Source organism: Paraburkholderia sp. RL17-337-BIB-A (genome assembly GCF_046025895.1).
GTDB lineage: Bacteria > Pseudomonadota > Gammaproteobacteria > Burkholderiales > Burkholderiaceae > Paraburkholderia > Paraburkholderia fungorum_C.
Genome location: NZ_JARESY010000002.1, coordinates 3,513,596 through 3,526,251, shown reverse-complemented (window position 1 = coordinate 3,526,251; position 12,656 = coordinate 3,513,596). Strand labels below are relative to the sequence as shown.

Genomic DNA, 12,656 nt, shown 5'->3' with positions numbered 1-12,656 from the left:
CGATGCGCGACGAGTTCGACGAGCCGCAACCGGCGCTTGAAACCCCCCCGGTCGCCGAAGTAGCGGCGACCGAGGCGCCTGCGCCTTTGTTAGCACAGGTGCCCGCCGGCATCCGGCTGTTGAACCGCGATTTTCTGACCGATGTGGCGAACATCCCCGACGGGTCGATCGACCTGATCCTTTGCGATCCGCCTTATGGGCTCGGCAAGGATTATGGCAACGACTCCGACATGCGCTCCGGCGAGGACTTCCTCGCCTGGACGCGTGGCTGGCTCGAACTGGCTATTCCGAAGCTCAAGCCGTCGGGTTCGCTGTATATCTTCTGCACGTGGCAATACGCGCCGGAAATCTTCAGCTTCCTGAAGACAAAACTCACGATGATCAACGAAATCATCTGGGACCGGCGCGTGCCGAGCATGGGCGGAACGGTGCGCCGTTTCACCTCGGTGCACGACAACATCGGCTTTTTCGCGGTGTCGAAAGATTATTACTTCGATCTCGATCCCGTCCGCATCCCGTACGATGCCATCACGAAGAAGGCGCGTTCGCGTAAATTGTTCGAAGGCAGTAAGTGGCTGGAGCTTGGCTATAATCCAAAGGATGTCTGGTCGGTATCTCGGCTGCATCGGCAGCACGCCGAACGCGTCGATCATCCCACCCAGAAGCCTCTGGAAATTGTCGAGCGGATGGTGTTGGCAAGTTGTCCGAAGGGCGGGCGCGTGCTCGACCCGTTCATGGGCAGTGGCACCACCGCAGTCGCTTGCGCTCGGCAGCAGCGCGAATTCGTCGGCTATGAGATCAATGAAAGTTACTGCGCGATAGCGCGCGAACGCGTTAGCGCGGCCGCCTCGGCGCCCACTGTGGCTCGCAAAACCCGCAAGTTGGCGGCCAAAGCCGAGCGGCAAACCGAGGCGCAATAAGCGCGCAGTAACTAAAAAATCCGAGAATATTCCATGTCCCGTATCAAGAACACGTTTGCCGCGTTGTCCGCCCAGGGTAAGAAAGGCCTGATTCCGTTCATGACGGCCGGCGACCCGGATCCGGCGCGCACGGTCGAATTCATGCACGCGCTCGCCGCCGGCGGCGCCGATGTGATCGAACTCGGCGTGCCGTTTTCCGACCCGATGGCCGACGGCCCGGTCATCCAGCAGTCGTCCGAACGCGCGTTGGCGCAGGGCGTGTCGCTGCGACACGTGCTGGCCGACGTGAAGCGCTTCCGCGAAACCGACGACAAGACACCAGTGGTGCTGATGGGCTATGCCAATCCGATCGAGCGCATGGGCACCGAAGCGTTCGCCAAGGCTGCGAAGGAAGCCGGGGTAGACGGTGTGCTGGTTGTCGACTACCCGCCCGAAGAGTGCGTTAACTTCGCTGAACAGATGCGATCTGCCGGCATTGATCCGATCTTTTTGCTCGCGCCCACTTCCACGGACGAGCGCATTGCGGAGGTCGGCAAAATCGCCAGTGGCTACGTCTATTATGTGTCGCTGAAAGGTGTGACCGGCGCGGCAAATCTGGACGTTTCCAGCATCGCGAGTAAAATCCCGGCCATCAAGTCGCGCGTACCCCTGCCGGTCGGCGTCGGTTTCGGCATCCGTGACGCGCAAACGGCGCGTTCGGTGGCCGAAGTTTCCGATGCCGTCGTGATCGGCAGCCGTATCGTGCAATTGCTCGAACAAGCGGCCCCCGAAACCGCCGCCGAGACGCTTACGCGCTTCATCGCCGAAGTGCGCGAGGCGCTCGATAGCGTCGCGACTGCCCGATAACAGTTATTTTTTGTCTCCTGTAACGTGAGCGGCGGGTTTGTCCCGCCGTTCGCGCAACCGGCTGACCCAGAAGGATTCAATATGAGCTGGCTCGATAAGCTGCTGCCGCCGAAAATCAAACAAACCGATCCGAAGAACCGCAAGGGGATTCCGGAAGGTCTGTGGATCAAGTGCCCGTCCTGCGAAGCCGTGCTGTACCGCAATGACGTCGAGGCCAATCTGCATGTTTGCCCGAAGTGCGACCATCACATGCGCATCGGCGCGCGTGAGCGGCTCGACGGCCTGCTCGATCCGGAAGGCCGCTACGAAATCGGCCAGGAAATCGTGCCGGTGGACGCGCTCAAGTTCAAAGACAGCCGCAAGTACCCGGATCGCCTGAAAGAGGCGATGGACGACACCGACGAAACCGACGCAATGGTCGTAATGGGCGGTGCCATCCACACGCTGCCGGTGGTGGTCGCGTGCTTCGAGTTCTCGTTCATGGGCGGCTCGATGGGGTCTGTGGTCGGCGAACGTTTCGTGCGCGGCGCACAGAACGCGCTCGAACAGAAAGTACCGTTTATCTGCTTCACTGCTTCGGGCGGCGCACGGATGCAGGAAAGCCTGCTCTCGCTGATGCAAATGGCGAAGACCACGGCCATGCTGACCAAGCTCGCCGAAGCCAAGCTGCCGTTCATTTCCGTGCTGACCGATCCGACCATGGGCGGCGTGTCGGCGAGTTTCGCGTTCCTGGGCGACGTGGTGATCGCGGAACCGAAGGCGCTGATCGGCTTCGCCGGCCCGCGCGTGATCGAACAAACCGTGCGTGAAAAGCTGCCGGAAGGCTTCCAGCGCGCCGAGTTCCTGCTGACGAAGGGGGCGGTCGACATGATCGTCGACCGTCGTAAGCTGCGCGAAGAGATCGCGCAATTGATGGCGCTGTTGAGCCATCAACCGGCGGACGCAGTCGCTTAAAAGTTTGAAGTAATCTGGCCGCGCCTTTTCGCGTGGCCGCCGTCGGCAAAGCAGCCGTTCAGCACGGCGGCAATCATCGAAGCAGCCTTCAAAAAACAGCGCGCCGCGAGAGTCATCAAGCGGCGCGCTGTCATTTCCGGGATAATCACGATCTCGCAACGCAGCACAGATTCACTCGATGACCACATTCCCCACCCTCGACGCGTGGCTCACGCACCTTGAATCCGCGCATCCGGTCGGCATCGACATGGGTTTGGGCCGTATCACGCAGGTACGTGACGCGATGCAGTTGTCGTTCGCGTGCCCGGTCATCACGGTCGGCGGTACGAACGGCAAGGGTTCGACCTGTGCGATCCTCGAATCGATTTTGCTGCGCGCGGGCTTCACGGTCGGCTGCCATACGTCCCCGCATCTGCTGTCGTTCAACGAACGGGCGCGCGTAAACGGTGAAATGGCGAGCGATGCAGACCTGCTGCCGCATTTCGAAGCCGTCGAAGCCGCCCGCCTGAGCCTCGTCGAACCGGTCACGCTGACCTACTTCGAATTCACGACGCTGGCGATCATGAGCTTGTTCGCCTCGCGCGGACTGGACGCGGTGATCTTCGAAGTCGGCCTGGGAGGCCGCCTCGACGCGGTCAATATCCTCGATACGGACTGCGCGATCATCACCAGCATCGATATCGATCACACCGAATATCTCGGCGACACACGCGAGAAAATCGCCTTTGAAAAAGCCGGCATTTTCCGCCCGGGTAAGCCGGCGATCTGCGCCGATCCGGTGCCGCCGCAGACGCTGATCGACTACGCTGAGAAGATCGGCGCCGAACTATGGCTATTCGGCCGCGATTTCCGCTACGAAGGACAGGCAGGCAGCGAGCGCCAGCAATGGAGCTACGTGGGCCCGACGATGCGCCGTTCCTCGCTCGCCTATCCGGCCTTGCGCGGCGCGAATCAGTTGATCAACACATCCGCGGCGCTGGCCGGTCTTGAAGCGCTGCGCGACCGTTTGCCGGTGTCGGCGCAGGACATCCGGCTCGGCCTCGCCAACGTCGAACTGCCGGGGCGCTTTCAGGTGCTGCCCGGCAAACCGTCGATCGTGCTCGACGTCGGCCACAATCCGCACGCGGCGGCGGTGTTGGCGCAAAACCTTGGCAATATGGGCTTTTTCCCGTACACCTACGCCGTATTCGGCGCGATGCGCGATAAGGACATTGCCGGCGTACTGTCGCACCTGAAGGGTGAAATCGACCACTGGTGCGTAACCGGTCTGCCGACTCCGCGTGCGGCTTCGGCGGAAGAACTCGAAGCGGCTTTGCGCGAGCAAGGCGTGAGTGAGGGCAGCGACAGCAGCGTGACGCGCTACGCGACGCCGGCCGCCGCTTTCCAAGACGCGCTAAAACGAGCGTCAGAGAATGATAGAATCGTGGTTTTCGGCAGTTTCTATACGGTAGCAGGCGTGATGGCCTACCGTAAATCGCAGCAACACTGAACGGGCGCCAGGCTCGAACCAAGCGATTCATGGGAATTTTCTCGTTCGGCAAGAAAGACGACGCGCCCAGCCGGCGCGGCGCAAACACCAGTTCCACCCGGGCCGCCCGTGGCGAGCGCGTGGAGCGGCGAACCCGCCGCACGGAGCGCACCGTAGATGCCGATGCGATGCTGCTCGACCCTACGCTGCCGGAAAAGCAGCGTGCGCGGCGCAGACTTGTCGGCGCGATCGCGCTGGTCGTCGCAGCGGTGGTGATCCTGCCCATGGTGCTGGATTCCCATCCCAAGCCCGTTACTGACGACATCTCCATCGAAATTCCAAGCCGTCCCGCGCCGAAGGTCGCCAAGACCGACGAAGACACGCAGGCCGGTGTAGCACCGGATAACCCAGTGCCTGACGCGGCAGTTGCCGCTTCCGGCCTTGCGCCGACAACGGCAGCCACGCAAGGCCAGTCCGGCGCCGGTAAACAGCAGAGCGCGGCTACGAGCCCAGCGACCGCAGCCAAACCGGCCGTGAAACCGCAAGTGCCCGCCGCCGTCGCCGCCAATACGGCACCCGCAGCGCCCATCGCGCAAGCGCCCGCCAAACCGGCCAAACCGACCAACGCGCCCGCCACGCAAAGCGCCGCGAACGTTTCAGCTCAAAACGAAGACAGCGCGAATACTGCCGCCGCCAGCGCGGATGCGAATTCCGGCACGCCGGCGTCGCCCCCGGGCAGCCGTTTCGCCGTCCAGCTCGGCGCATTTGCGAACGACGCCAACGCGCGCAATTGGGCCGCCAAGTTGAAAGCGGCCGGTGTGCCCGCATATACCGAACATCGGAAGCAGGCCGACGGCTCGACGCTCACGCTATTGCGCGCCGGTCCGTTCGCCGACCGTGCAGCGGCGAGCGCCGCGATTGCGAAGGTTCGCGAGGCCGGCTTGACGTCGGGCGCGAACAGCGGCGCGGCACAGTAAGCGAGCGATGTTCACGGCCTTCGACTACGCTGTAATGGCGGTGATCGGTTTGTCGGCCTTGCGCGGCACATGGCGCGGCTTTTTGTCTGAGATATTCGGGCTGATCGGCTGGATTGCGGCGTTTTTCATTGCTTGCCGCTTCGTTGGTTATGTCGTGCCATTTATCCCTGCCACGTGGCCGGGCGGCGCACTGACCCAGTGGCTCCTGGCGTTCGCGCTGGTGGTGGTCGGCGTGGTGCTGGTGGCAAGCGTGCTGAACGCGTTGCTGAGTCGCCTTGTGCAGGCAACCGGCTTGAGCGGCGTGGACCGCTCGCTCGGTTTGATGTTTGGCCTCGTGCGCGGGGTCGTTCTGGTGCTGGTTCTGGTCGCCCTTGCAGGCTTGACCGAACTGCCCCAACAGGAATTCTGGCGCAACGCCTTGCTTCGACCTTATGCGGTCGAGGGCGTGCACGTAATGAAACCGCTGCTTCCCGAGACGCTCGCTGCCTACGTCCGCGTGTGACGATCAAGCGAACGGATAGTGGAACGCAGCAGGACTCTGGCGCAATCCGGTGCCTCTATACCCTCGTGCAGCATCGCAGGCACCGGCCGCCGTTACGAATTTCGTACCTTTGAAGGACATGCCATGTGCGGCATCGTAGGCGTAGTTTCCCACTCTCCGGTCAATCAGCTGATCTATGACAGCCTGCTGCTTCTGCAGCATCGCGGTCAGGACGCCGCCGGCATCGCGACAGCGAACGGCAGCAATTTTCACATGCATAAGGCCAACGGCATGGTGCGCGACGTGTTCCGCACGCGCAACATGCGTAGCCTGCCCGGCACCACCGGTATCGGCCAGGTCCGTTACCCGACCGCCGGTTCCGCATCAAGCGAAGAAGAAGCCCAGCCGTTCTACGTGAACGCACCGTTCGGCATCATCCTCGCGCACAACGGCAATCTGACCAACTGGCAGCAGCTGAAAGATGAGATGTTCCGCATCGATCGCCGCCACATCAATACCAATTCCGACACCGAAGTGATGCTCAACGTGCTCGCGCACGAGTTGCAGCTGTCCAGTTCGGGTCTGCAACTGGATCCGGCCGCGCTGTTCAACGCGGTGTCGGGCGTGCATCGCCGGGTGCGGGGGTCGTACGCGATCGTCTCGCTGATTGCCGGCTACGGCTTGCTCGGTTTCCGCGACCCGTTCGGCATTCGCCCGTTGTGCCTCGGCAAGCAGGAAACGGCCGAGGGCGTCGAGTGGATTCTGGCGTCGGAATCAGTCGCGATTGAAGGTATCGGTTTCGAATTCGTGCGCGATGTTGCGCCGGGCGAGGCGATTTTCATCGACATCGAAGGCAATCTGCATTCGCAGCAATGCGCGACGAACCCGAGCCTGAATCCCTGCATTTTCGAACTCGTGTATCTCGCGCGTCCGGATTCGGTGCTCGACGGCGTGCCGGTCTACAACGTGCGTTTGCGCATGGGCGATTACCTCGCCGAGAAGATCAAGCGTGAATTGCCCGACGTCGCGATCGACGTCGTGATGCCGATTCCCGATTCGTCCCGTCCGGCCGCGATGCAGGTCGCGAAGAAACTGGGCGTGGAGTACCGCGAAGGCTTCTTCAAGAACCGTTACGTGGGCCGCACCTTCATCATGCCGGGCCAGGCCGTGCGCAAGAAGTCGGTGCGCCAGAAGCTGAACGCCATGGGCATCGAGTTCAAGGGCAAGAATGTGCTGATCGTCGACGATTCGATCGTGCGCGGCACGACCTCGCACGAAATCGTGCAGATGGCACGCGATGCCGGCGCGAACAAGGTGATCTTCGCTTCGGCGGCGCCGCCGGTGAAGTACCCGAACGTCTACGGTATCGACATGCCCACGCGCGGTGAACTCGTTGCACATGGCCGCACGGACGACGAAGTCGCACGCATGATCGGCGCGGACTATCTCGTTTATCAGGACGTCGACGCGCTGAAGCAGGCGGTGCGCGATATCAACCCGGCGCTGAAGGAATTCGAAGCCTCGTGTTTCGACGGCAACTACGTCACGGGTGATGTCACGACCGAATACCTCGATCGCATCGAAACCGCGCGTCTCGCACCGTCCTCGCAATCGGATCGCGACGCCGCGAGCGAAGCGATCGACGGCGGCGGTCCGGCGCGTTCGCAGCTGCATCTGCAGTTGTCGGTTGGTTAAGACGCGATATCGCTCGCGGCGTGGCCTGCTGCACGCCACGCCGCGAGCGTGTTAGCATGACGGCTTGCGTCGATTTGATCTCAGCTTGCGGACGCGGGGCAACCCAAAACAGCTAAAGCGAAGGGTGGAAAAGCCGCAGTCATCCGCCTCCGCTCCAGCTTTCCCCCGCACATGAAGCCCGCTTATGCCGACGCAAAAGCGGGCTTTTTTGTTGCTGCCGTTTGGCGTCACGGGCTCCTTTCACGTGCGTCGTAGACACCGAACCCAGCCATGGAACATTGGAAACCAGAACCAACATGGACGACTCCCTGAACTTCGATACGCTGGCAGTCCGCTCGGGCACAGTGCGCAGCGACTTCAACGAACACTCGGAAGCGATTTTCCTGACCTCGAGCTTCGTCTTCGCGAGTGCCGCGGACGCCGCCGAAAAATTCAAGAATTCCGAGGACAATTACACTTACTCGCGCTTCACGAACCCGACCGTCTCGATGTTCCAGGACCGTCTGGCCGCGCTCGAAGGCGGCGAAGCGTGCATGGCCACGGCTTCGGGGATGGCCGCGATCATGTCGGTGGTGATGTCCTCGTTGCAGGCCGGCGACCATCTGGTCAGCTCCCAAGCGCTGTTCGGTTCGACGCTCGGCATGTTCTCGCAAATCTTCAGCAAGTTCGGCATCACGACAACCTTCGTCGATCCGACCGATCTGGACGCGTGGAAAAACGCCGTGCGCCCGGAGACGAAGATGTTCTTCCTCGAAACGCCGTCGAACCCGCTGACCGAAGTCGCCGATATCGAAGCGATCAGTAAGATCGCGAAGGCAGCGAATGCGATCTTCGTGGTCGATAATTGCTTCTGTAGCCCGGCGTTGCAACAGCCGCTGAAGTTCGGCGCGGACGTTGTGATGCACTCGGCCACCAAGTTCCTCGATGGGCAGGGCCGTGTGCTCGGCGGCGCGCTGGTCGGCTCGAAGAAATTCATCATGGAAAAGGTGTTCCCGTTCGTGCGCAGCGCTGGGCCGACCTTGTCCGCGTTCAATGCATGGGTGTTGTTGAAGGGCATGGAAACGCTGTCGCTGCGCGTCGAAAAACAGTCGGCGAATGCGCTGGAAATCGCGCGCTGGCTTGAAACGCATCCGGCTGTGAACCGCGTGTTTTATCCGGGGCTCGAATCGCATCCGCAGCATGCGCTGGCCATGCGTCAGCAGAAGGCGGGCGGCGCCATCCTGTCGTTCGAACTGAAGGGCGATACGCCTGAGCAGATGCGCGCGAATGCGTGGCGCGTGATCGACAGCACGAAGATCTGCTCGATCACCGGCAACCTCGGCGATACGCGCACCACCATCACGCACCCGGCAACGACCACGCACGGTCGCGTGACGCCCGAGGCGCGCGCAGCGGCGGGTATCAGCGAAGGCTTGATCCGTCTTGCAGTGGGTCTGGAAAACGCCGGCGATATCCGCGGCGATCTGGAGCGCGGTCTGGCGGGTTAAACTGTAGAGAGGCGGCGGCCCGGTCCGGGGACCGATCCGCCGCCTATGGCTTATGCCGCTGGCAGCGAGCGTGGGCGGCGCATCGTGACGAGCGCGATGAGCAGCGCTAATGCGAAGAACGTCGCAGACGTGGCGGCCGAAACCGACAGAGCATGAGTGAGTTCGGCTTTGGCCTTCAGTTCCAAAGACGAACCGGTGAGCGCATGCGCTAAAGCGGCATGGCTAAGTGTCAGATCGACAACGAAGACGACAAGCGCCGTGCCCATCGCGCCACCGATATAGTGCGTCGCGTTGATCAGACCGGACGCCGCGCCGGCATCACGCGGCGCCACGCCGTCAGTGCCGGCTGTCGTAAGCGGCACCAGTGCGGCACCGGAGCCGATTCCCAACATCATGATGGGCAACGCCAGATCGGCGAAAAACTCGGTGCCTTCATCCACCCGGCTCAGGCACATCATGCCGACCGCGGCGATCAAGAGTCCTCCTGTCAACACGCCTTTGCCACCCAGCCGTGGCATCAAACGCGGCACCCCGACTATCACCATCAGAAACTGCGTGACCGACAGGGGCAGGAAGGCGAGCCCTGCGCGGAACGCGCTGAATTCCAGGACTTCCTGCACGTATTGGGTCAGGAAAAAGAAGGTCCCCAGCATTCCACCTATCAACAGCATCCTGCCGACGTAAGCGCCTGAACGTTGCGCGTTGGCGAAGAGCGCGAGCGGAGTGATCGGTTGCCGCGCCCGCTTCTCGATGAGAATGAAGGCCGTGAGCAATAACCCGGCTGCGCTCAGCGCTGCCACGGTGGTGGGGTCTTCCGCCCCGGCCGGCACGCCGCGCACGAGCCCATACACCAGAAGACTGGTGCCGAGGGTGACAGTCAATGCGCCCATGCAGTCGAAATGCCCGCGGTTGCGCGGCGCTTCGGGCAGACATCTCAGTCCGGCCAGTAGCAAAAGTGCGCCGACGGGCACATTGATGAACAATACCCAGCGCCAGGAGGCAAAATCCGTCAGGACGCCGCCGAGCACCAACCCCGCTGCGCTGCCGCCGCCAGATACCGCTGTGTAGAGTCTGATAGCACGCGCGCGCGATGCGCCTTCAGGGAAACCAAGCATCAGCAGCGCGAGCGCGGAAGGCGCGGCAAAGGCGCCAGCGATGCCTTGCACGCCGCGCGCGATGAGTAGCTGAGGCAGGGACAGCGCGAGCCCAGCGGCACACGACGCCAAGACAAACGCCGCGCTGGCCGCGAGGAAGATGCGGCGGTGTCCGAGGATATCGCCGGTGCGGGCGCCCAGCAGCATGAACCCGCCGAAAGTCAGCATATAGGCGTTCTGCACCCAGGACAGATCCGGGCGCGCAAGCCCGAGGTCTGCCCGAAGATGCGGCAGTGCCGCGTAGATCACGGTTCCGTCGAGCACAATCATCAACTGGCAGGCCAGGATGACCGCAAGGGCAAGCGCGTTTGCTCTCTCGCTTCCCCGATGCTGGGCGTTCTCGTAGCCTGACATGGCGTCTGCCTTCACGCTGTCTTGCAGGCTTCGAGCTGCGCGATTTCCGACAAAGAGAGGCCCATTTCGTCGCGAAGAAAACGTGGCATGGTCCAATGCGGCAGCGCGGCTTCGTCGAAAGGACCAAAGGATTCCCGGTACAACGGTAGCCAGCGAAGCGACTGCTCGATCAGTTGCTCACGGCTCGGCTCCTGTTGATAGGTCGCGTAAGGGCAACTGCGGTGTTCGATAAAGAAGCCGCCGGGCAAGCGTTCTTCACAAAGTGTCCGGTATTCGCGTGTCTGGAGAATGAGGTAATGCCAGATTTCGTCGATCTGCTGCTCGACCGGCAAGAAAAGACCGCTCAGTTGCTCCCGATGCTTCGACACCAGATAAAGATAGCGCAGGCATTCCGTGAGTTGCCGCTCCACGTAGTCCGAAGACGAGCCGGTGCGCTTGATGAAATAGAGGATTACTTCCGAATAGAGATCGTGACCGAGCAATGTCTTTGCGTCGATGGCCGAAGCAGAAAGGGTGGAATGCATGCGTTGTCCTCGTTGCAGGGAAGCGATTGGAACGTGTTGAGCGGCCTTTATTTTTTCGCGAGCCAGGCATATTTGCCCGACTTGCCGATGTCGATATGCGTGCGATGCAAGGGAACGCATTCCATCCCCGTCGCTTCCTGAATACGCCTTTGCAGATCAGCGGCTTCCTGCGGCAGGAGCGGGGCGCCATTGAACGTCGTGTAATGCAGGCAGGCTTGCCACTTCTCCTCCGGATGCAGTTGGTAAACGAAGATATTCGGCGAAGCAGCGCAGATCAGATCGTCAAAATCCGCTTGCGACACAATGCCGTGCGAAGTCCGTAGCATTTCCTTTTCGCGGCCGCAAAACCGGACAATCTTTTCGGGGTCCGCCGAGCCGTCGCCGGTCTGAACGCAATCGCCGGAGCGGTAGCGGATCAGCGGCATATAGGGATTACGCACGCTCGACACAATCAGGCTGAAGATTGTGTCGCTCGTCGCAAACGGCACGAGTTCCAGGTGCATTTTGTCCAGGTACGGCGAGTAGTTTCCGTGCCGATCGCTGTAGTAGAGATAGCCGAGTTCGGTGCTGCCGAAGAGATCGATGAGCGGGCAACTGAAATTTTCCATCAGGAACCACCGGACGTTTGCCGGGGTGTACTCGTAAGCGTGGACGATGCTGGCAGGTTGGGTAAAGCGTGCTTCAAGTCCGTATTGCGCGACCTTCAATACGAAATACGCCAGATGGTAGCTGGAGCAATCCAGATGGTAAAACCCATGCGGATGGCAATGCTGGGCCGCCTCGATATCGTCAAGCATGCGCTCGATATCGGCGCGTTCCCACTGTGCTGGATCGAGCTTCTGATTCAGATATGAGGTACGCGCATCGAGCCGCCGCATGGCGGATGAGGCCATTTCAACGATATGCTTGCCGTATTTTCGAGCGTTCACTCGCGCCACATGTTCGGTCGCCAGCACCGTAGTGAGCGATACGCGTTGGCACTGTTGCTGCCATGTGAACTGAATATCGGGATGTTTGCTCCACAGCTGATAGTACGAGTTCAGTAGAAAATAAGGAGGACGGATGATATGCATCCTCGCGTGATGGGTGCCGGTCGAGAGAACGAACTCGGCTTCACCTGTCTCGAGCGCTGCGGCGAGTCGCGGCGTCATCCAGTTGTCGGGGAAGTCCAGTGCGATTGCCGGTTTTTCCAGAATGGGGAAAAATCTCTCCGCGATCGACTGTTGATAGATGGGGATGTCTTTGACCTGCTCGATTACATCGACTGTTGGCTGGTTTTCCATATGCGCTCCGTAGCCTGGTTGCGATGTCGAGGGAAGCTGGTCCTTGTGGTGTGCAAGGACCAGCCTGATGAGCTGGCCAGGTGGGCGTGTTTTGCCTGATCTGTCAGCTCATGTTCGACGTAGGGCGATTAGCTGATACAACCGGTTTTCGGCAGCGGCTTCGCCATGGCGATCGAGATGCAGCCTGCCTTTGCAACGGAGATGCAACCTTCCTTGGTGCCGGAGATACAGCCGTCTGTCTGAGTGGAGTTGGCTGCAACCCACTTATTCCATACGGAGTTCTGAGCAATTTGAAGAGCCAGCTTTTCCATCGTATACCTCCAAAGATGAAACACATTGAGGATTGGGGTGCGTCAATAGATCAGAAAAAAATAGTACGCACCCCGTATCTCTGTCTTTCGCTTCTGAGATGGGTTCAATTTTATTTGCGCGTTTCGACGATGCGATCGAGCAGTCGCACGTCCGTGCACGGGCTCGACATCTACGGTGAGATTGAGATGTCGTTTGCCAAAG

Annotated in this window: 13 protein-coding genes; 8 read left to right on the top strand and 5 right to left on the bottom strand. The window is 61.0% G+C overall.

Annotated elements, in window-relative coordinates; all coding sequences use genetic code 11:
• The first annotated feature begins 2 nt into the window (after window positions 1-2).
• The 3 genes from P0D84_RS36370 (at window position 3) to accD (ending at window position 2,720) form a co-directional block, all read left to right on the top strand.
• A complete protein-coding gene (locus P0D84_RS36370; RefSeq protein WP_408345230.1) occupies window positions 3-920 on the top strand; it encodes a DNA-methyltransferase in 918 nt (305 codons plus the stop codon).
• Window positions 921-953: 33 nt separating this feature from the next.
• Window positions 954-1,766, top strand: a complete 813-nt coding sequence (gene trpA / locus P0D84_RS36365; RefSeq protein WP_323045550.1) for a tryptophan synthase subunit alpha — start codon at window positions 954-956, stop codon at window positions 1,764-1,766.
• Between the two features lie 81 nt (window positions 1,767-1,847).
• Window positions 1,848-2,720, top strand: a complete 873-nt coding sequence (gene accD, locus P0D84_RS36360) for an acetyl-CoA carboxylase, carboxyltransferase subunit beta (protein WP_093634944.1) — start codon at window positions 1,848-1,850, stop codon at window positions 2,718-2,720.
• On the opposite strand, the gene P0D84_RS36355 is transcribed toward accD, so the two are convergent.
• Window positions 2,717-2,869 carry a hypothetical protein gene (locus P0D84_RS36355; RefSeq protein WP_408345226.1) on the bottom strand — a complete coding sequence of 51 codons (153 nt, stop codon included), beginning with the start codon at window positions 2,867-2,869 and terminating at the stop codon, window positions 2,717-2,719. The genes accD and P0D84_RS36355 overlap by 4 nt on opposite strands.
• Before the next feature lie 29 nt (window positions 2,870-2,898).
• Here P0D84_RS36355 and folC point away from each other — a divergent pair, with 29 nt between their 5' ends.
• From folC to P0D84_RS36330, 5 genes are all read left to right on the top strand, one after another.
• Window positions 2,899-4,209 (top strand): bifunctional tetrahydrofolate synthase/dihydrofolate synthase, encoded by a 1,311-nt coding sequence (gene folC, locus P0D84_RS36350; RefSeq protein WP_408345223.1) that lies wholly within the window; start codon window positions 2,899-2,901, stop codon window positions 4,207-4,209.
• Window positions 4,210-4,238: 29 nt separating this feature from the next.
• On the top strand, window positions 4,239-5,165 hold the full coding sequence (locus tag P0D84_RS36345) for an SPOR domain-containing protein (protein WP_408345220.1): 927 nt from the start codon (window positions 4,239-4,241) through the stop codon (window positions 5,163-5,165).
• Between the two features lie 7 nt (window positions 5,166-5,172).
• Window positions 5,173-5,667, top strand: coding sequence for a CvpA family protein (locus tag P0D84_RS36340; RefSeq protein ID WP_408345217.1), 495 nt, complete (start codon window positions 5,173-5,175; stop codon window positions 5,665-5,667).
• 123 nt (window positions 5,668-5,790) lie between these two features.
• On the top strand, window positions 5,791-7,341 hold the full coding sequence (purF, locus tag P0D84_RS36335; RefSeq protein ID WP_408345214.1) for an amidophosphoribosyltransferase: 1,551 nt from the start codon (window positions 5,791-5,793) through the stop codon (window positions 7,339-7,341).
• 296 nt (window positions 7,342-7,637) lie between these two features.
• Window positions 7,638-8,828 carry an O-succinylhomoserine sulfhydrylase gene (locus tag P0D84_RS36330; RefSeq protein WP_408345211.1) on the top strand — a complete coding sequence of 397 codons (1,191 nt, stop codon included), beginning with the start codon at window positions 7,638-7,640 and terminating at the stop codon, window positions 8,826-8,828.
• A 50-nt stretch (window positions 8,829-8,878) separates the two neighbouring features.
• Here P0D84_RS36330 and P0D84_RS36325 read toward each other — a convergent pair whose 3' ends face one another.
• From P0D84_RS36325 to P0D84_RS36310, 4 genes are all read right to left on the bottom strand, one after another.
• Window positions 8,879-10,336: an MFS transporter gene (locus tag P0D84_RS36325; RefSeq protein WP_408345209.1), complete on the bottom strand. Its 1,458-nt coding sequence runs from the start codon at window positions 10,334-10,336 to the stop codon at window positions 8,879-8,881.
• A gap of 11 nt (window positions 10,337-10,347) precedes the next feature.
• Window positions 10,348-10,860, bottom strand: a complete 513-nt coding sequence (locus P0D84_RS36320; protein WP_408345205.1) for a glycine-rich domain-containing protein — start codon at window positions 10,858-10,860, stop codon at window positions 10,348-10,350.
• Between the two features lie 47 nt (window positions 10,861-10,907).
• Window positions 10,908-12,143 (bottom strand): hypothetical protein, encoded by a 1,236-nt coding sequence (locus tag P0D84_RS36315; RefSeq protein ID WP_408345202.1) that lies wholly within the window; start codon window positions 12,141-12,143, stop codon window positions 10,908-10,910.
• Window positions 12,144-12,271: 128 nt separating this feature from the next.
• Window positions 12,272-12,454, bottom strand: coding sequence for a hypothetical protein (locus P0D84_RS36310; protein ID WP_408345198.1), 183 nt, complete (start codon window positions 12,452-12,454; stop codon window positions 12,272-12,274).
• Window positions 12,455-12,656: the final 202 nt, after the last annotated feature.

Coding starts and splice junctions, on each gene's coding strand:
- purF (WP_408345214.1), top strand. CDS start 5,791: ATGTGCGGCATCGTAGGCGTAGTTTCCCACTCTCCGGTCAATCAGCTG.
- P0D84_RS36330 (WP_408345211.1), top strand. CDS start 7,638: ATGGACGACTCCCTGAACTTCGATACGCTGGCAGTCCGCTCGGGCACA.
- trpA (WP_323045550.1), top strand. CDS start 954: ATGTCCCGTATCAAGAACACGTTTGCCGCGTTGTCCGCCCAGGGTAAG.
- accD (WP_093634944.1), top strand. CDS start 1,848: ATGAGCTGGCTCGATAAGCTGCTGCCGCCGAAAATCAAACAAACCGAT.
- folC (WP_408345223.1), top strand. CDS start 2,899: ATGACCACATTCCCCACCCTCGACGCGTGGCTCACGCACCTTGAATCC.
- P0D84_RS36345 (WP_408345220.1), top strand. CDS start 4,239: ATGGGAATTTTCTCGTTCGGCAAGAAAGACGACGCGCCCAGCCGGCGC.
- P0D84_RS36370 (WP_408345230.1), top strand. CDS start 3: ATGCGCGACGAGTTCGACGAGCCGCAACCGGCGCTTGAAACCCCCCCG.
- P0D84_RS36315 (WP_408345202.1), bottom strand. CDS start 12,143: ATGGAAAACCAGCCAACAGTCGATGTAATCGAGCAGGTCAAAGACATC.
- P0D84_RS36325 (WP_408345209.1), bottom strand. CDS start 10,336: ATGTCAGGCTACGAGAACGCCCAGCATCGGGGAAGCGAGAGAGCAAAC.
- P0D84_RS36310 (WP_408345198.1), bottom strand. CDS start 12,454: ATGGAAAAGCTGGCTCTTCAAATTGCTCAGAACTCCGTATGGAATAAG.
- P0D84_RS36340 (WP_408345217.1), top strand. CDS start 5,173: ATGTTCACGGCCTTCGACTACGCTGTAATGGCGGTGATCGGTTTGTCG.
- P0D84_RS36320 (WP_408345205.1), bottom strand. CDS start 10,860: ATGCATTCCACCCTTTCTGCTTCGGCCATCGACGCAAAGACATTGCTC.